The sequence below is a fragment of the Neobacillus mesonae genome (genome assembly GCF_001636315.1).
In the GTDB taxonomy this organism is placed as follows: Bacteria; Bacillota; Bacilli; order Bacillales; family Cytobacillaceae; genus Neobacillus; species Neobacillus mesonae.
Genome location: NZ_KV440949.1, coordinates 354,937 through 373,009 on the forward strand (window position 1 = coordinate 354,937; position 18,073 = coordinate 373,009).

Sequence of the window (18,073 nt, forward strand, 5' to 3'; positions counted from 1 at the left end):
AAAGGAACCCCACAGCAAATGATCTGAACCCAAAAAGTTAGACACTGAAATTTAGGCAGCTACCTGGGCATGAGTTCGGTATAGAACCGGACTCATGCCTTTTAATTTTGCCTTAATCCGTTTGTGATTATAGTAATAAATATATTTCTCTAATTCTACTTTAAAATGCTGCATACTCTCAAATTCTTTTAAATAGAGTAATTCAGACTTTAATAAGCCAAAGAAATTCTCCATGACTGCGTTATCTAAACAATTCCCCTTACGTGACATACTCTGAGTAATCCCACGTTCTTTTAAAGCATGTTGGTACTGCTTCATTTGATAATGCCAACCTTGATCAGAATGGAGGATGGGGGTGTCTCCGTCATTTAGACGTTTAAAAGCTTTATCCAGCATTTTTGAAACAAGTGGATAAACAGGACGCTTTTCTGTGTTAAAAGCGATGATTTCCCCGTTGTATAAATCTAGAATGGTGGATAAATATAGCTTCTCTCCATGTAGGTGGAATTCTGTTACATCCGTTACCCACTTCTCATTAGGCTTTGATGCTTTAAATTCACGCTCCAAAATATTAGGGGCAATTTTACCTACTTGCCCACGGTATGAACGATATTTTTTCATGCGTACAAGACATTTTAATCCCATTTCATTCATCAGGCGGCGAACAGTTTTATGATTAATTTGTAATCCTTGATTACGTAATTCCAACGTGATACGACGATATCCATATCGTCCTTGATGTTCCTCAAAAATATGATTAATTAGTTCTTTGACTTCCTTATATTTATCTGGACGATTCATTTGTTTAATCCAGTAATAATAGGTACTACGCGCAATACCAGCGACCTTTACTAGATCGATAACTTTAAATTCATGCCTTAATTCATATATTACTTGCGCTTTGTCTTGTTCCGTAATTTTTCTTTTTCTTGAATTAAGGCACTCAACTTTTTTAAATAGGCATTCTCCATACGTAAACGCTCAATTTCAGCGCGTAACGCTTTTTCAGATCCTTCCGCCGGTTGAGCTTTGTTTGTTTCTTTTTTCATGGATGAACGCCCCTTTGTCTTTGGTTGAAGAGCGTCAATCCCTTGAGTTTCAAATAAACACTTCCAATTCCCGACTGTTGTAGAGGCTGGAATGTTAAATGCTAAAGCTGCTTCATCGATGGACGCTCCCATCTCGTTTATATAATTTAGTACGTCCATTTTAAACTCTACTGGATAGTTTGTATATGTTTTGTGGAAAGCTGCTAATCCATGTTCACGATACTTAGCTACCCATTTTTTTAACATCGTAATATTTACACTATATTTTCCAGCTATATCTTTAAAGGATTCTACCCCCTCAAGGTAGTCATAAATAGCTTCTAGTTTGGTTTCTAAAGAATATTTAGTCATAAAAAACTGCACCTCCAATTGTTAGTTGTGTCTAACAATTGGGGTGCAGTTCAAAACGACGGTTCCTTTTTTTGTTCATGATTAAAACGTAACTATCATCAATCCGAGTTTCGATTATTTGTTAATTTAACCGTCAAGGTTTTCAGCTTTCCATCGCGATATATCTCACATTTAATATCATCACCTGATTTTACCTTCGTATATAAATATTTTCGTAATTCTGCTGAACTAGAAATTTTTTCACCATTCATCGACACAATTACATCTTTAGGCTGAAAACCAGCTCGCGCCGCTGCAGAATTCGGGTCGATATTCATAACGATGACTCCTTTGGTGACATCCTTTGGAAGGTCTCCCCAATACATCTGCGGAACTTCATTAAGGTCAGCTAATCCAATGCCCAAATATGGACGTTCGATTTTGCCGTTTTTAATTAATTGATTCACAATTGGGATCACATCATTACTTGGAATCGCAAAGCCCAACCCTTCGACACCGCTTTCTGATATTTTCATACTGTTAATCCCAACAATCTGGCCTTCAGGATTGATGAGTGCCCCGCCGCTGTTTCCCGGGTTAATTGCGGCATCTGTCTGGATGACGGTTGTCTCCCAATTACCAGCCGATGTTGGTACTGAAATACTTCGGTTTGTCGCGCTGACAATCCCTTGGGTAACTGTTCGTGACAATTCAGATCCTAATGGATTGCCAATTGCATATACTTGGTCTCCTGGACGAAGTGTCGCTGAATCGCCAAATTCAGCCGTTGCATTAACATTTTTTTCGTCAATTTTTAGCACGGCTAAATCGGTTAAGGCATCTGTCCCAACCACTGTAGCCTGGGTCTTTGCTCCATCATATAAAGACACTTCCAGCTTAGAGGCGCCTTCAACTACGTGATTATTTGTCACGATATATGCATGACCATTCTTTTTCTCAAAAATAACGCCAGAACCAGAACCTTGTTCAACATTTTGTGATGGTCCTGTTGTATTCCCAAAAAAGTCAACACTTTGTTGCTGTTGATAATTTTCAATCCCAACAATTGCCTTTGATACTCTTTCCACCGTATTAGCAATTGAATTAGTATTTCCTGCTTGAGCCGAAACAGGTTTAGCCTGGGGGCCGGTTTGCTGGATTTGAACAGGCTGATCATCTGCTTGGGACTGGAAGTTCTTCACATAATCCGTATGCGGCAGAATCGTTAAGGTTAAGACAGATCCTATGACACCTGCTGCCAATGTAGAGGCAAAACCTTTAATATTCTTTTTCATACGGTTATTTCGTGCAGGCTCTTTCCCTCTTTTTTCTTCTACTTTGAAATTACTATTTTCCGCCTCAACTTTTGTCGCATCATTTGTCACTTTTGGTTCCTCTTCACCCTTTGCTGTATCACTTGTTACTTTTCGTTCTGCCTCTACCTCAGGTGCATATTCTGAAGTATTGGCCGGCAGTGATAAATCAACCGAATTTTCTTGTTCAAACTGCTCTTTATTTTCCATATTTGATCAACTCCTATAAAGTTAAATCAATGATTATATTTCTTGTCTTAAATGTATCCAACAAATGTTAAAAAACTATGAACAATTTTAGACCGGTTTTGGAAAAATTTAAGAATTATTATAGAAAACAAAAAGCCGCAGGTGTTTAATCTGCAGCTCATTTCAAACTTGATTGTTTTGGAAAGGTGATAACAAATTTTGTCCCTTTTCCTTTTTCACTAAAGACTTTGATATCCCCGTTATGAAGATGTACGAGCTGCTTGACGATCGATAATCCTAGGCCAAATTCGCCATACGGATTGGTGGTTCTGGATAAATCAGCTTTGTAAAAGCGCCGCCAAATATTTTCTACTTCATCCGCATCAATTCCAATCCCAGTATCCTCAATCTCAATAATCACATGATTGTGATCCGCTTTTCCCCGCAGCCAAATGATGCCATTTGCCGTAAATTGAATGCTGTTTTTAGTAATATTGATTAAAATTTGAACAAGACGATCATAGTCAGCTAATACATATAGGTCAGTAGAAGCATCCACAATTATCTGATCATTCTTTTCTTCAGCCTGAAGACCTAGTTGTTCCTGTATAATTTCCAGCACTTCCGTGAGCTGGATTTCCTCTTTAAATAAGTGAATCTGATTGGAGCGGATTTTTTCGTAATCGAGGTTTTCGTTTACAAGGCGGATTAATCTCTTGGCCTCTTGACTGACAAGATTAATCCCCCTTTCCTTATCCTCTTCAGGAATCATATTATTTTTTAAACCTTCAATTACACCGCTGATAGTCGTAAGCGGCGTCCGCATTTCATGGGACACATCGGCCATAAATTGCCGGCGGCGGTTTTCCAGGCTTTCAATTTCCAGCATAGAAACATTAATTTTATCAACCATATTATTAAAATCATTCGCTAATTCTCCAATTTCATCATAATTAGAGGAATCAACATGGACATTATAATTTCCCGCGGATACTTGAGAAGCAGCATCGCGCAGACGCTGGATACGTTTAACGTGAATTCTAGACAAGTACCAGCTTTGAAGAAACGAGACACCAAATGAGATTAAAATGGTATAAAGTAAAATCTTATTTATTTGCTGAATCATTTTAATAGATCCGCTGATTGGCGATGTTAAAAGAATCCCGCCATAGAATTTATCATGATCAATATACGGTAAAACAACAAATGTTACCCCATCTTGATCAAAACTTTTATAATCACTTTGAACCACAATGGTTTGTCCCTTTGTAACCTTTTCCCAATCGGAACGCGGCAGATTTTTTATTGCCGGCCCATGGTTATTGACTAAATACAGGTTCCCATCCCGGTCAAACATACTAAAGCTCATTTTTCTGGCCGCTAAAACATTACTGTATTGATCAATAATCCGGTCTGAAGCAAGAGGCGCTTCTTTAATATCAGACAAGATCGCTTCGCCATATGATATAAGCTCATCTGCTTTATTCTCATATACAAGATTTTCAAGATAATGCGCAAACAGCAGGCTCAGCAGTAAAAACGCCACGATGATAATACTAATATGGGTAGAAAACTGCTGGTAAAAATACTTAAATTTCATCGGCTTTCGTTGTGTCATCGAACTTATACCCTACTCCCCAAACAGTATGGAAAAACGTCTGTGACGATATTTCTACTTTCTTCCGCAGCCGTTTAATATGAACATCAACGGTTCGTTCATCTCCGTAGAATTGATAGCCCCAGACGCTTTCAAGTAATTGCTCTCTTGAGAAAACCTGGCGTGGATGTTCGGCCAAATAATAAAGCAGGTCAAACTCCTTCGGTGTAAGATTCGTAATTGGTGTTCCGTCAACAATTACTTCCCTGGTTGTTTTATTTATCTTAAAATGGTCCGTTTGCAGTATACCGTCCATTTCTTTAGAAGCTTGTGTTTGATAACGGCGGGTAACTGCTTTAATTCTAGCCATCAGAGTTAACGGACTAAACGGTTTCGTAACATAATCGTCCGCTCCCATCTCGAGACCTAACACTTGATCGGATTCACTATCCTTTGCAGTTAACATTATAATTGGAACCGTTAACTTTTCTTCTCTTATTTTTCGGCAAATCGTCACCCCGTCCATTCCAGGGAGCATCCAGTCCACAATCAATGCATCCCAAGTACCATTTTTAAACTGCTTATAGCCTTCGAGCCCATCGTTCACAAATACGCCATCAATCCCTTCTTTGGCGAAAAACATCTCAATCATTGAACAAACACTTTTATTATCTTCAATCACTAATATTTTCAAATTAGTTCAACTCCCAGAAAAAACTTCACAATACTAGTGTAAACAAAATTTCCTCGATAGCAAAGGTTCTTATACTTTCTTCCCAGCTTATTAATAGATTGTTCATAGTTTTGAAATAAATAAATAGGCAAAAAGGCCTTGAAACGTTTCAAGGCCTTCACTGATCTCTATAGGGAAAAATTAAGATAGAATGAGATGCTGTCTCAATCCATCTTTGATCAATTCCGGAAGCGGTTCACTTTTTTGTTTTTCAAAGTCAAAATACACCATTGTAACATTTCCGCGGGCAATCAGTTCATTTGTTTCTTCCACAACAATATCATGTTCAAGCTGGAAGCTTTTCGTTCCTATTTTGGATACAAAAGTTTTGATCCCTAATTTTTGATTGAAATACCCTTGGCTGACAAAATCACATTTCGCAGATGCTAAAATAAAGTTCCAATTCTTTGCATCCGCTCCGTAACCAAGAGCCTCCAAAAAACGAATCCGCGCTTCTTCAAGATAAATAAAATAACTTGTATTATTAATATGACCAAGTGCATCAGTTTCACCAAATCTTACTGTAAGATTAGTTTCATGCATGTTTTCTTCTTCCTTCCAAAATTTGAATATTTACTTCATTATACAATCAATTATTTAATATTTATATTTTTTTGAATTGAAATCCCTCACCCTTATTTCCAATTTTTATAGTAGCGAATTTATTTATCAATGCCTCCTGTAGTTACATGAAACAACAAAAGATAAGCAATATTAAAACGAGGAGGTGTGATGCTATGAATTTATCCTGGATAATGGCATTTTGGCTGGCAGCCCAGCCGGTTAGTGCTCCTGAAGAGATAACCATTACAAAAGATGGCGTATTGATCACAACTATCAACCATTTGGATTTTTTCAACCCATATACAGACCTGCCAATTTTCGACGATCAAAAATATCAGCAGTTTTTAAACCAATTAGATCAACAAATTTCTATGGAGCCAAAAAATGCACGTATTGATCAAAAAGGGAATATCATTCCGGAAGAATCTGGTTCTAAAATCAATCGCGAGGCTTTTAGAGAGCGAATTTATTCTTATTTCTTTAACCAAAATTATGCTAACTTAGAAATTCCAATGGAAACAGTCCATCCAAAAGTAGACAGCGAATTGCTAAGTGATATTCGCAGTAAGCGAATTGGAAGCTATGTAACATCATTTAACCCTCACAATAGGAATCGTTCCTTTAACATTAAGCTCGCTGCTGAGGCCATAAATAATCATGTCGTTTTTCCTGAAGAGACATTTTCATTCAATAAGGTTGTAGGAAAAAGGACGAAAGCAAAAGGATATTTAAAGGCCCCCGTAATTGTCCGAGGTGAATTCTCGGAAGATATTGGCGGGGGCATTTGCCAAGTATCATCTACTCTATTTAATGCCGTGGACAATGCCGGCCTTGCGATTGTAAAACGCTTTTCACACAGCCGGGATGTCCCCTACATCCCACCCGGAAGAGATGCTACGGTCAGCTGGTATGGTCCTGACTTTGTATTTAAAAATAAGTATCAGCAGCCGGTCTTAATTAGAGCACGCACACTTGGAAATCTGCTGATTATCAATTTGTATTCATCCGAAGGTATAAATTACCAACCGCGAAAAATTCCTAGAGCACTGCATTAAAAAAGTCCGCGATGGCGGACTTTTTACAGGCTGTCGAGAAACTCACGACAGCCTTTTATTCCACTTACATTCTTTAATGATTCTTTGCGTTAATATTTTATAATAAATTTATAAGCTCATTAAACTGGGCTGTTGATTTGCGCTCCAGGCGCTTCGCTTTCCGCGGGCGTTGGAGGCCGTGTTTTATTTACTGATTCAACCCATTTTTTTAAAGGCTAATGCCAATATACATAAGTTTACGAAAGAAGAAGTTGAAGTAAAAACTCGCGAATATTTATAGGAATTAAATAAAGCAATAGAAGAGGACAGAGTTAAGTCTGGAAAAGCCTTAAAGGGATAGGACAGAGTTAAGGCCTGCCAAAATACAAAAAAGTTTACAACACACTTAGCAAGGTTAGAAAAAGTGTGTTGCATACTTTAGGTTGAAATGCACCTCTGTTGATTGGAGCGGAGGGTACTCGACTCCTGCGGGATCGAGAGGTCACGGGAGACCCCGCAGGCGTAAAAGCGCCGAGGAGGCTCCCGTACCTCCCCGCGGAAAGCGAGTGCCCGGAGCGGAAATCAACAGGCCCCTTTGCATGGACTGTTTTTTATAAAAAGAATAAAAAAAGTCCGCAAAAATGGCGGACTTTTTACTTACCTATTTTGATTATTATTGTTTAATGCACTTGCTAATAGCTCATCGGAAAACTCTGTTAACGCGGCATTATCCATATTGTTTAAATTCATTTTTGGAACCATATTTTTTACCGAGTCCCTAATAGGACCAGCCATATTCTTAACTGAATCCCTCAGCGGAAGTGCCATATTATTTCGTCTTCCTTTCGTCATACCGTAAACAGCAGCCCCAATTCCAATACCGGCAAGTGATGCCCAGATGGCTCCTTTATTATTGCGCTTTGGCATAAACATTTTCATTAGCGGCATTCTTTTCAGATTTCTTCTCATGTTCAGCACCCCTTTACCTTTATGCGGAAGAACAAATGGGTCTTCCATTTACTTAATTTGTCCCCATTTCGGATGAGTATTAGTAGGAAACTGTACATGCTTTGTTATTTACTGACAGTCTTTTGTCCGTAATTTCCGTAAAGGAATTCCTTCGATAAAAATAAATACGTCAATTCGTGTTTTGGATAATGCTTTAACGGGGTACCGGACAGCAAAAAAATCGGAAGCTGGCCCAGCTGTTTCACCACACGATAGCAATAGCTTTGAGGTATAAAACATTCAAAACCTAACGATTGAACACCACGGTTAAGTGTAGTTATTCCAATAATCGCCTTAATTTTATCTTGCTTCGGATGGGCTTTAAGATAATTAGTCAGAGCTGGCATGGATTGGAGTACCAGCTTGTAAATCATTCGGGATCGTTTTAGTTCATTTTTGATTCTTACATATTCCATTAACAAGCGAACATTGTGAAGATGAATTTTTAAAAGCAGATCGTTTTTCCCGATCACGGTGCCGTCTGATAGAATTATCCTTTTCCCCCTATATTTTGTCACCCGTACACGGAAGATTGAGCGTTTTTTTTGGTCGTCCAATATATATTGTAAACGGGAACATATATAAAAAAGTGGATCCATCAGTTTCCATAACCAAAGAATTGCTAACCGAACAGCCATTTGCTACACTCCATTCCCATCGACCATAAGAATATGTTGTTGACCCTTTTTTATTATGGTATTAGGATATGAAAAATGAACTTGAAAATGAATCAGCGAATGAGCTATTCATTGAATAATCTTAGTTTACATAATTCCATTATGGAATAATAAAAATAATCATATTGATAAGAGCACCTATTCCCGACCAAATTCATAAGATGCAAAAAAGGTGTTAGGGTGGTGTCTATGGGTGGCTTAACATATATTGATTTTTTGGCAAAGTTTGGCATTGGCGGAGCCCATCCAGGAGGAATTGGATTAACAAAAAGCATACTTGATGATGAAAAAATTACAAATGAATGTACCATATTAGATGCAGGCTGCGGTACAGGGCAAACGGCAGCATATTTATATGACCAGTATAAAGCAGAGATCACTTGCCTTGAACTAAATCCAATTATGGTTGAAAAGGCGAAGAGCCGTTTCCAAACCCTTCAATTACCCATTCAATTGATTCAAGGTTCTGTAGAAGAAATTCCGTTTCAAAGTAATACCTTTGATTTGGTCTTATGTGAATCGGTTTTGGCATTTGTGAATAAGCCAAAAGCCTTAAAAGAATACTACAGGGTTTTAAAACCAGGGGGCCGGCTGATTGCCAATGAGATGACCATAAATGCCAAGCTAAATAAACAAGAAGAACAAGAGATCATCCAGTTTTATAATATTGATTCATTATTATTAGAAACCGACTGGATGCGGCTGCTAGAAGAAACTGGCTTTAAGAACATTGAAATGAAGGCCCATCATTTAAATTTAATGGAAGGAAACACAGCGCAGGAATTTAACTTTTCTCAAGGTTTCGAACCGGAGCTTTTTAGTATCCTCAATCAACATGGGAATATGCTCTTAAAATATCACGACATTTTAAGTCATCGAATTTTCACCTGTTCAAAATAAACATGGAACTGAAAGCCATGATTTTCAATTAAAATTTGAAAATCATGGCTTTTTTTAAAAATACGGACATGTTTGGTTATTTCGCCCTTCCATCATATGGACATCCTTCATATTTTATAACAACTACATTGATTGGGGGAATTTAAATGCAGCTTAGTTATGAACAGGCTAAACGTTTAGAGGGGGAAATTATTCGTTTTAAGAATAAAGAAGGGCAATGGGCTATGGGTAAAGTATCAAAGGTCAGAAAGGACGGCTTGGAAATCGAAGAGTTAGCATATGGGCGTTCCAACTCTGGAGACGGCTACGGCTATGGATTCTGGGGACCATTCTGGCGTCCGCCTGTTTTCTTCCCGTTTGTAGGTTTTGGCATCGGCTTCCCGCTTTTCTTTTAACTCAGCAAGTATGATTTCTTACTTGCTTTTTTTAAAGATTTTCCACAGTTCATCAAACCTCATGAATATATTATCCTTTCCGATAAAAAATAAGTGGTGAAAGGATTGGTGATTACTGTGGATAGAACATTAGGGTATCTTAGGGAAACTTTGTCGAATTATACGGATGACCATACTGAAGGCAGACATCTTTATGAGAAGCTGACCGAAGGACAATACAAATCTGAAGGTGCATTTGTCAGAAGTCTAAATCAAAAAGAAATCGATTTTTTAAATAAAATTTTACACGCCGAAATTAACTATGCCCAGGATGTACAAGATGACAGGCGAGTCTACGAATTGAATGAGGTATATGAGTTGTTATTTTAACGAAAAAGATGGCAGCGGTAATCTGCCATCTTTTTCGGAAATATCCCCTTTTCCGTTGTTTTATTTCCTAGGTAAGCGCATACTACGACAAAACTCGATTTACCTATTTTAAAATCCGCTCAATAATCGACAAATATTTTTAGAAAATTCAAACATGACCATTTTTAAGAATTGCAAATTCGACAATCGGTGCACTTTCTTACAAAATTTCCAAAAACAGCTTTAATGAATTTCCCGCTTTTTAAATCTGCCGCCGCGAACTTCCGCAATATCTGCAACAGCTAAAAAGGCGTTCTCATCATACTCCGTTACAATTTCCTTCAGCTTTGCTTCCTCCAGACGATTGATTACACAGAATATCACCTTTTTTTGGTCGCCTGAATAGGCCCCTTCCCCATTTAAAAACGTAACTCCGCGGCCAAGACGGTGCATGATGGCATCACCAATAATTTTTGCATGATCACTAATAATCCACACGGATTTTGATTCATCTAGACCGGTAATTGTAATATCAATGGTTTTATAGGCAACAAAATACGCAATCAGCGAATACATAGCCCGGTCCCAAGTGAACACAAAACCTGCACAGCCCAGGATAAACAGATTAAAAAACATAATGATTTCCCCGACCGAGAAAGGGAGTTTATTATTAAATAAAATCGCTAGAATTTCGGTTCCATCTAATGAACCACCGTAACGAATGACCATTCCTACCCCAATCCCAAGGACAATTCCGCCAAAAACCGATGCTAATAATATATCCTGCGTAAAGGCAGGAACTGGATGAAGTAAGGTTGTAGCAATAGAAAGGATAATAATACCGTACAAAGTAGATAAGGCGAAGGTTTTTCCAATTTGTTTATAGCCTAAGAAGAAAAATGGAATATTTAGAAGAAATAAGAAAATCCCTAATTTCCATCCGGTAATGTATGAAAGCATTATCGAAATTCCGGTAATGCCGCCATCAATTACATTATTTGGTACCAGAAATATTTCCAGTCCGACACCCATTAAACTTGCGCCAATGGTAATTAAAAAAATCCGCTGGAGAATTTTTTTCTTCGTTAATTTACGATGCTGAATTTTCTCCATTACCACTTCAATTGTTTCCTGTTGATTAATAATATTTAGCTCATGAGTTTCTTGCATTATCTAGCCCCTTTCGATATTTAATATTATATTTATAGAATACCGAATTAGGTTCGAGATTTATATCATTTTGCATTATTTTTTTATTTTTTCAAAAAAAAGGCCTGAATATATTCAGGCAGCCTGGTATTTTTAGCTAGGTTCAACTTCGTCCCAGGAAAGTGTGGTGACACTTGTGTATTCACCTTTATCGATCTCTTCTGTAGTCGCACTTTGTTCTAATTCTTCATGGTCGTCCATTCCTGGTGCAAGTGTTGGATTTTGTTTCTTATGATCTTTTCGTTTAAACAAAGTTATCAGCTCCCTTATTAAAATATTGTTCCTATGCGATGCCGTTCATATTCAAAAAAGGGTCTCCTTCGAGGAGAGCCCTTTAACTAATCCATAACTGGATTCTTAAAATTATCCTTTACAGTAATGCCAAATTGCTGAATTTTATCCTCGATCCGCCCTACATTTTCTGCAAATTTGTCATCGTACGGAAGCGTAATAATGCTGCCATTGTTCAGCTCAAATTTGTACTGATAATTGCTTACAGTCCCTTGGTGATTTCGATAAACAATATGAACAGTATGTACATTTTCCCATTTATACTCTTTCTCATTTACACTCATCAACGAATTATAATGGACCCCTTTATCATCTAAATAATAATAATTCGTTAAACTGAAATAAAACGCCGGAATACTAATCAAAAGAAGCAAACCTGTTATGATTTTAAAATTGTTCCCATCCCATTTTTGGCGAAAAATCAAAAATATAGTAAATACAACAGCGATATAAAACATTCCTGCCATAAATGTGATATAAGCGGAAAATGGTGTAGCAAAAAACCATTGTGAGCGGGAAAAGTAAACAAGACTTTGAAAAGACGCTACTATAACAAATGGAACAAAAAAACTGCTTATGTACAAAATAATCGTGTAGGCAACAAGCTTTACGGATTTTTCCTCGGATGTCTCCTTCTTTCTCATTAACAGCAAATTTATTTCCCCTTCCTGTAATTATCTTCTTACTCAATTTTATCAAATTTTACTAATAATTGTAATATTTTTAACAAATAACAAGCTGCACTTGAAATTTACCATCTTAATTGGTAAAACTTACGCCCCTTTACACTTTTTTTCTATACATAAGCTTTTGGATGATTCGCATACTATCTTTGAAACATCATTCACACATAGAAAGAAGGTACTCATTATGACAGTTGGAACACAAGTGAAACAAACCATCGCTGGATTAAAAAGTGCTCAAGCAGCTTTTGAAACTTTTGCGTTACAAACCGATAACAAAAATGCAAAACAGCTTTATCAACAAGCTGCCCAGCAGACACAGGCAATCCTTGACAGCGTAGAACCGCGTCTTCAAGAAATTACAACTGAAGAGCCACAATACAATCAGTAATAAACATGGTTGGCTTTTTCGCCAACCCCTTTTTCATGTATTACTTTTTATAAAAAGGTGGTCTAATTATGACAGTAGCCTCAAATGTTAAACAATGTCTCCTCACAGTAAGGGGAATTGAATCACAGCTTTCCACCCTTGCGTTAAATTCTTTAGATGAAGAAGCAAAATCCATTTTTCATGAGTCCGCAATGGCAATAGAAACCGTTAAAAAAGACCTGCAATTTCGAGTCTTAGAGTTAGAACGGCAGGAACCACAATATAAAGGCTCTTAATGAGGTGAAAATGGATGAATGGTTATATCGAAATACTGCTTCGCTCTCTTAGTTTTATTTTATTTTTATTCCTGATCACAAAGCTTGTTGGAAAAAAACAAATATCACAGTTGACATTTTTTGAATATGTTGCCGGAATTACCATTGGAAGTATCGCTGGTGAGGTCGTTACTGGTTTAGAACAAAATTATTTTCAGGGTGCACTCGCTATATTTATCTTTGGTTTTGTTACCTTTTTATCGGACTACCTCTCCCTTAAAAGCAAAAAATTCCGTGATATTGTTGAGGGCAGCGGGACTGTTATTATTAAGGATGGGAAGTTATTAGAGGAAAATCTAAAAAAGGAAAAGTACACGATCGACAATATCTCCACCTTGCTAAGGCAAAATAATGTCTTTAAAATTGCTGATGTGGAATTTGCTGTTTTAGAACCACAAGGAAAATTGAGTGTGCTTCTAAAGAAGGAAAATCGTCCATTAACACCCAAAGATTTACAAATGAAAGTGCCAAATGAGAAAGAGCCGTATACCATCATTATGGATGGTAAAATTATCGATGACGCATTACGCTGGAGCGGTAAAAGCAGAGGATGGCTATATACAGAACTGGAAAAGATGAATGCAACACTCGATAATGTTTTTCTAGGACAGGTTGATTCTTATGGTGAATTAACCCTTGATCTCTATGATGATAAAATCCAAGTTCCCCAGCCGCAGCAGCGTCCATTGCTGTTAGCTTCATTAAAAAAGACACAAGCGGATTTAGAGATTTTCTCTCTTTCAACCCAATGTGAGAAATCAAAAGCAATGTATAAGAAGAATGCTGCCACTGTGCAAGAAATCATTACAAAGCTGGAACCATTTTTAAACGGTTAGGTTTTTAATTGCAGGCATAAAAATAATCCTTATCAATCGTCTGATAAGGATTATTTAATGGACTTATGAGGCAGTAGCTTTGTCCCTGATTGGTGCTACATTTTTATTGGAAATATAGCTATGCAGCACCATTCCACCCATAACCAAGGCAACACCAAGCCACGATAGCGTTGTTGGAAAAGCAGAATTAAGCAGCAATAATTCCCCTATCAGGGCAAACAACACTTCCATTGATTGAGTAGCCTCAACAACGGCCAGTTTTTGCATATTTCCTCTCACCAAATCAGTTGCTTGGAAAAATAAAATGGTAGCAATAACCCCTGAAGAAATGGCCACTAGGCTGGATTGAACAGTCTGCCCGATACTCGGTAAACCAACCGTAAAGTATCCATAGATTGAAAGCAGGACCCAAAACGGAAGACTGGCAAGTGTCATCCCTAATACCCGCTGAAATACATCCAAACGCCCGCCGCAGACATCCATCATTTTACGATTTCCAAGCGGGTATGCAAATGATGCAGCGACTACCGGCAATATCCCTAGTGTCAGGGCCATTACTGTTAATTGGGATGCCTGCTGGACCTGCATTAAAATGATTCCAAGTAAAATAATCATCGACATAGCCAGCCCTTTTAGCGGAATTCTGCCCTTTATTTTACTTGGTCCATTCTCGGTCATAATTGTCTCATAGAATAACGGGGCAAGCAGAGAACCAGAGATGATTGTAATTTGCCAGGTTGCTGCAATCAGCCACCCCGGGGCATATGCCGCCGAGAAACAAAGCGGTGCATAAAACAAGCCAAAACCAACAAAACTCCATAAAAGCCACGTACCCGGTGCATTTTTCATTTCGACAAACAGCGGTTTTAAGTTTTTCCTCGCCATTACGATGATGAAGAGAAATGGAACCATAAAGAAATATCTAAGGGAAGCACTCCATATCCAGCTGCCGCCTGCTAGGTCCATTGCCCTGTTTAAGATAAATGTAAAGGCAAAAAAGAAAGCAGCAAAAATTCCAATGATGATCGGCTTCATCCATCTACTCCCCCTTTATATATTTTCTATAGGGTTATTTTTTTATCATTAACTTTTTCAGTATATCAGATTTCTGAATTTTTTGTTAAAGAAATCTATAATATTGTAGTTTAACATGTATAGATTTTTTACCATTGACTTTTACAATATAATGTTTATACTATAGAAATATATTAACTTTATAAAAAAATCCTCATCAAACCGATGGGGTAGAGGTCGCGGCTTTTATTAGTAGGATGGACGAGATGCAGAGACATTACCTGACTCCATCTGAAAGGAAAAGCTGCCGAAGTGTACTTTTTCTCTGGTTAAGTATGCTGGGGCTGTTTCCGAATAGGAACAGAACTGTCACGATTGGACCTACCAGCCAAACGTGTTGAGCTATCTTTCGGAAGGTATGATGCGGGGTATTAACAATGCCACCTGAATCTGCTTGGGTGGCATTTTTTATTCCAAACTCCTTCCTATAAAATGAAAAGGAGTCACTAGTATGCAATCAGCAAACGCAATGAAAAATGATAATTACAACAAATCAACCACAACAAACAGTGAAAAAACTGAATTAAAGCGCAGCTTAAAATCACGCCACCTGGCAATGATTTCACTTGGCGGAACGATTGGCACCGGATTATTTCTTGCCAGCGGCGGAGCCATTCATGAGGCTGGGCCCGGTGGTGCACTGCTTTCCTATATAGTAATTGGGATTATGGTTTACTTTTTAATGCAAAGCTTAGCCGAAATGGCGGCATATATGCCGGTAGCGGGCAGCTTCAGTACGTATGCGACAAAGTTTGTCGATCCATCCCTTGGCTTTGCCCTTGGCTGGAATTATTGGTATAACTGGGCAATCACCATTGCTGCCGAACTTTCAGCGGTAACAATGATCATGAAGTTTTGGTTCCCTCATACACCATCCTTTCTTTGGAGTGGAATCTTTTTAGTAATAATGTTCCTATTAAATTATCTCTCTGTTAAAGGCTTTGGTGAAGCGGAATATTGGTTCTCTTTAATTAAAGTTGTTACGGTTATCATCTTTATTATTACAGGAACGTTGATGATATTTGGAATCATGGGCGGCCAGGCAGTAGGTTTTAAAAACTTCACTGTTGGTGATGCTCCATTCCATGGCGGCTTTATGACTATGCTCGGTATTTTCATGGCTGCAGGTTTCTCTTTCCAAGGAACCGAACTTTTAGGTGTGGCTGCTGGTGAAACAGATAACCCTGGTAAATCGATTCCACGTGCAGTAAGATCTGTATTTTGGCGGATTCTTTTATTCTATGTGTTAGCCATTTTAGTTATTGGTCTATTAATTCCTTATACAAATGAAAGCTTAGCGAATGGAGATGTATCCGTCAGTCCGTTCACACTTGTTTTCCAAAAAGCAGGAATTGCCTTTGCTGCTTCTGTTATGAATGCAGTTATCCTAACAGCTGTATTATCAGCAGGGAATTCTGGAATGTACGCCTCAACCCGGATGCTTTGGGATTTAGCACGTGAAGGTAAAGCACCAAAATTCCTTGGTAAACTAAATAAAAGAGGAGTACCGGTAAACGCGTTAATTGCTACTACTTTAGTCGGTACTGTCGCTTTTCTAGCTTCATTCTTCGGTGATGGCACGGTTTACGTTTGGCTGCTGAATGCCTCCGGAATGTCAGGGTTTATTGCTTGGCTTGGAATCGCTATTTGTCACTATCGTTTCCGCAGGGCATTCATTGCGCAAGGGAAGGATCTTAGCTTATTACCGTATAAATCGAAGTTATTCCCATTCGGTCCCATCTTCGCCTTTGCTGTTTGTGCTTTCGTAGTATTAGGGCAAAATTATTCAGCATTTTTGGGCGATCATATTGATTGGAATGGTGTTATGGTTTCTTATATTGGCTTACCATTATTTCTAATCCTTTGGATTGGCCATAAATTAACAAGGAAAACGAAACTAATTCCTTTAAATAAATGTGATTTAGAAGTTTAATTTTATAAAAACAACACGCATCTGCTGCGTGTTGTTTTTATAGTTTTACCTCTACTTCAGTTCCATCCTTTAACCTTGTTTCTACAAGGACGAGCCCTTTATAATTGGATAGTCCTTGGAGTAAAGGTTTCAAATCTTTTCTGTCAATTTCCGGGAAGATAAATTTACTGTCGTCTTTTTCAATCGCATTATTAATAAAACGGTTAACTCGCTTCGAGGTAATAATCAAACTTGCCAAATTCAAAACCGCATACGGCACAGGAATGGAGAATTTTCTATCTTTTACTTTCACCCTGACCTTTAACATTATTACTCAATCACCACATATACTTTATCACCATTTGCAGAGTTGATATCAACAATCTGTCCATCTAATTCATTTTCAATCGCTTCGATTAATAGATCAATATTGATATCCTTCACATATTTAGAAGCCTCAGGTATTTTTTCAGCTATATTTGTCCCTACCTTTAAAACTGCCTTCACAAGATTAATCGGTAAATTTACATTTATATTATCGCCTTCATCGGATGTTACTCGAATTTTCAACATTTTATTGCCATAAGGGGTTCTTTCTTTTATTAAGGAAACTGGTTCTGATTGCTCCTTCCCCTGGAGAATATTAATCAATTCACTCGCCTTTTCCTTGTCAATTTTTCCTTCCTCTACCATCGTTAAAATTCTTGAAATTTCATCCTTCATTCCTCTTCCTCCTCTTTTAATAATTCAATCGCTTCTTCCGCTGAGATTTCTCCCTTTTCTAGCATTGTAACAATCTTTTTCTTATCAATTTCTGGTTTCTTTTGTGTAGAAAACCCTAAAGCTGAAATGATTTCATCCAATTTCCCTCTTACTGTCGGATAAGAAATGCCTAATTCTTTTTCTACTTCTTTTATATTCCCACGGCATTTAAGGAAAACCTCAATAAAACGAAGCTGTTCTTTTCCGAGAGCCGCCAGCTTTGAAACTTCAAATTCATTTTCTATTGTTGTTTGACAATGCCGGCATTGCAGCTTCGTAATTTTTAATTGTTGACTACAAACCGGACAGTTTGTAAGTAAAGGATATGCCATAATCTTCTCCTTTCCTGTATTAACCATATCATACAACATTTTTGATTAAAATCAAACTAAAAATTAATATTTTTTATTAAAATTAAAAATATAATTAACTTATTTAATTTCACCTTTAATATTTTAAAATTC

The 18,073-nt window shown here is 37.6% G+C and carries 22 protein-coding genes, 1 pseudogene and 1 riboswitch; of the genes and pseudogenes, 9 read left to right on the top strand and 14 right to left on the bottom strand.

What is annotated here, in order from left to right:
• Window positions 1–51: 51 nt before the first annotated feature.
• The 5 genes from A6749_RS27460 to A6749_RS01685 all read right to left on the bottom strand — a co-directional run bounded on the left by A6749_RS27460 (window position 52) and on the right by A6749_RS01685 (window position 5,754).
• Window positions 52–1,400 (bottom strand): IS3 family transposase gene (locus A6749_RS27460; RefSeq protein ID WP_153042994.1). Its coding sequence is split into 2 segments (ribosomal slippage): window positions 52–956 and window positions 956–1,400, totalling 1,350 coding nucleotides; the frame shifts between segments, so codons are not numbered across the junction.
• 98 nt (window positions 1,401–1,498) lie between these two features.
• Window positions 1,499–2,902 (bottom strand): S1C family serine protease, encoded by a 1,404-nt coding sequence (locus A6749_RS01670; RefSeq protein ID WP_084797602.1) that lies wholly within the window; start codon window positions 2,900–2,902, stop codon window positions 1,499–1,501.
• Between the two features lie 157 nt (window positions 2,903–3,059).
• Window positions 3,060–4,499, bottom strand: coding sequence for a sensor histidine kinase (locus A6749_RS01675; RefSeq protein WP_084797603.1), 1,440 nt, complete (start codon window positions 4,497–4,499; stop codon window positions 3,060–3,062).
• Window positions 4,471–5,172 (bottom strand): response regulator transcription factor, encoded by a 702-nt coding sequence (locus tag A6749_RS01680; RefSeq protein WP_066384189.1) that lies wholly within the window; start codon window positions 5,170–5,172, stop codon window positions 4,471–4,473. Before A6749_RS01680 ends, A6749_RS01675 begins: the two co-directional genes overlap by 29 nt.
• A 180-nt stretch (window positions 5,173–5,352) precedes the next feature.
• A complete protein-coding gene (locus A6749_RS01685) occupies window positions 5,353–5,754 on the bottom strand; it encodes an acyl-CoA thioesterase (RefSeq protein ID WP_066384193.1) in 402 nt (133 codons plus the stop codon).
• 194 nt (window positions 5,755–5,948) lie between these two features.
• Here A6749_RS01685 and A6749_RS01690 point away from each other — a divergent pair, with 194 nt between their 5' ends.
• Together A6749_RS01690 and A6749_RS28005 are read left to right on the top strand one after the other, a co-directional pair.
• Window positions 5,949–6,830, top strand: coding sequence for a VanW family protein (locus A6749_RS01690; RefSeq protein ID WP_066384196.1), 882 nt, complete (start codon window positions 5,949–5,951; stop codon window positions 6,828–6,830).
• A gap of 168 nt (window positions 6,831–6,998) precedes the next feature.
• Window positions 6,999–7,204 (top strand): annotated as a pseudogene (locus tag A6749_RS28005) (IS5/IS1182 family transposase); the annotation flags it as partial.
• 262 nt (window positions 7,205–7,466) lie between these two features.
• On the opposite strand, the gene A6749_RS01695 reads toward A6749_RS28005, so the two are convergent.
• Complete coding sequence (locus A6749_RS01695) at window positions 7,467–7,778, bottom strand: hypothetical protein (protein ID WP_127487741.1); 312 nt, start codon at window positions 7,776–7,778, stop codon at window positions 7,467–7,469.
• 104 nt (window positions 7,779–7,882) lie between these two features.
• The gene (locus A6749_RS01700) at window positions 7,883–8,455 is read right to left on the bottom strand and encodes a YkoP family protein (protein WP_066384201.1); all 573 of its coding nucleotides are present in this window, start codon (window positions 8,453–8,455) and stop codon (window positions 7,883–7,885) included.
• A 228-nt stretch (window positions 8,456–8,683) separates the two neighbouring features.
• On the opposite strand from A6749_RS01700, the gene A6749_RS01705 reads away from it, so the two are divergent.
• From A6749_RS01705 to A6749_RS01715, 3 genes are all read left to right on the top strand, one after another.
• Entirely contained in the window at window positions 8,684–9,394 is a 711-nt protein-coding gene (locus A6749_RS01705; protein WP_066384205.1) for a class I SAM-dependent methyltransferase, read from the top strand.
• A 146-nt stretch (window positions 9,395–9,540) separates the two neighbouring features.
• Window positions 9,541–9,789, top strand: coding sequence for a hypothetical protein (locus tag A6749_RS01710; protein ID WP_066384206.1), 249 nt, complete (start codon window positions 9,541–9,543; stop codon window positions 9,787–9,789).
• A 117-nt stretch (window positions 9,790–9,906) separates the two neighbouring features.
• Entirely contained in the window at window positions 9,907–10,158 is a 252-nt protein-coding gene (locus A6749_RS01715) for a sigma-G-dependent sporulation-specific acid-soluble spore protein CsgA (RefSeq protein WP_066400644.1), read from the top strand.
• A 222-nt stretch (window positions 10,159–10,380) separates the two neighbouring features.
• Here A6749_RS01715 and A6749_RS01720 read toward each other — a convergent pair whose 3' ends face one another.
• The 3 genes from A6749_RS01720 to A6749_RS01725 all read right to left on the bottom strand — a co-directional run bounded on the left by A6749_RS01720 (window position 10,381) and on the right by A6749_RS01725 (window position 12,290).
• Entirely contained in the window at window positions 10,381–11,250 is an 870-nt protein-coding gene (locus A6749_RS01720) for a YitT family protein (protein ID WP_127489945.1), read from the bottom strand.
• Between the two features lie 189 nt (window positions 11,251–11,439).
• Window positions 11,440–11,598 (bottom strand): hypothetical protein, encoded by a 159-nt coding sequence (locus tag A6749_RS28285; RefSeq protein ID WP_161487106.1) that lies wholly within the window; start codon window positions 11,596–11,598, stop codon window positions 11,440–11,442.
• Window positions 11,599–11,684: 86 nt separating this feature from the next.
• Complete coding sequence (locus A6749_RS01725; RefSeq protein ID WP_066384213.1) at window positions 11,685–12,290, bottom strand: hypothetical protein; 606 nt, start codon at window positions 12,288–12,290, stop codon at window positions 11,685–11,687.
• A 217-nt stretch (window positions 12,291–12,507) separates the two neighbouring features.
• Between A6749_RS01725 and A6749_RS01730 the strand changes: the two genes are divergently transcribed.
• The 3 genes from A6749_RS01730 (at window position 12,508) to A6749_RS01740 (ending at window position 13,861) form a co-directional block, all read left to right on the top strand.
• Window positions 12,508–12,711 (top strand): DUF1657 domain-containing protein, encoded by a 204-nt coding sequence (locus A6749_RS01730; protein ID WP_066384217.1) that lies wholly within the window; start codon window positions 12,508–12,510, stop codon window positions 12,709–12,711.
• 68 nt (window positions 12,712–12,779) lie between these two features.
• The gene (locus A6749_RS01735) at window positions 12,780–12,986 is read left to right on the top strand and encodes a DUF1657 domain-containing protein (RefSeq protein ID WP_066384220.1); all 207 of its coding nucleotides are present in this window, start codon (window positions 12,780–12,782) and stop codon (window positions 12,984–12,986) included.
• Between the two features lie 14 nt (window positions 12,987–13,000).
• Window positions 13,001–13,861, top strand: a complete 861-nt coding sequence (locus A6749_RS01740) for a DUF421 domain-containing protein (RefSeq protein ID WP_066384222.1) — start codon at window positions 13,001–13,003, stop codon at window positions 13,859–13,861.
• A 63-nt stretch (window positions 13,862–13,924) separates the two neighbouring features.
• Here A6749_RS01740 and A6749_RS01745 read toward each other — a convergent pair whose 3' ends face one another.
• Entirely contained in the window at window positions 13,925–14,896 is a 972-nt protein-coding gene (locus tag A6749_RS01745) for a DMT family transporter (RefSeq protein WP_066384232.1), read from the bottom strand.
• Between the two features lie 202 nt (window positions 14,897–15,098).
• A riboswitch (Lysine riboswitch) is annotated at window positions 15,099–15,288 on the top strand.
• Window positions 15,289–15,404: 116 nt separating this feature from the next.
• On the opposite strand from A6749_RS01745, the gene A6749_RS01750 reads away from it, so the two are divergent.
• The gene (locus A6749_RS01750; protein ID WP_236719755.1) at window positions 15,405–16,868 is read left to right on the top strand and encodes an amino acid permease; all 1,464 of its coding nucleotides are present in this window, start codon (window positions 15,405–15,407) and stop codon (window positions 16,866–16,868) included.
• A gap of 37 nt (window positions 16,869–16,905) precedes the next feature.
• On the opposite strand, the gene A6749_RS01755 is transcribed toward A6749_RS01750, so the two are convergent.
• The 3 genes from A6749_RS01755 to A6749_RS01765 are packed head-to-tail and all read right to left on the bottom strand — an operon-like array spanning window position 16,906 to window position 17,941.
• Window positions 16,906–17,175 carry a hypothetical protein gene (locus A6749_RS01755; RefSeq protein ID WP_066384238.1) on the bottom strand — a complete coding sequence of 90 codons (270 nt, stop codon included), beginning with the start codon at window positions 17,173–17,175 and terminating at the stop codon, window positions 16,906–16,908.
• A 2-nt stretch (window positions 17,176–17,177) separates the two neighbouring features.
• Window positions 17,178–17,570 carry an SHOCT-like domain-containing protein gene (locus tag A6749_RS01760; protein ID WP_066384239.1) on the bottom strand — a complete coding sequence of 131 codons (393 nt, stop codon included), beginning with the start codon at window positions 17,568–17,570 and terminating at the stop codon, window positions 17,178–17,180.
• Window positions 17,567–17,941 carry a DUF2089 domain-containing protein gene (locus A6749_RS01765; protein WP_066384241.1) on the bottom strand — a complete coding sequence of 125 codons (375 nt, stop codon included), beginning with the start codon at window positions 17,939–17,941 and terminating at the stop codon, window positions 17,567–17,569. The genes A6749_RS01760 and A6749_RS01765 overlap by 4 nt, the downstream gene beginning before the upstream one ends.
• Window positions 17,942–18,073 lie beyond the last annotated feature (132 nt).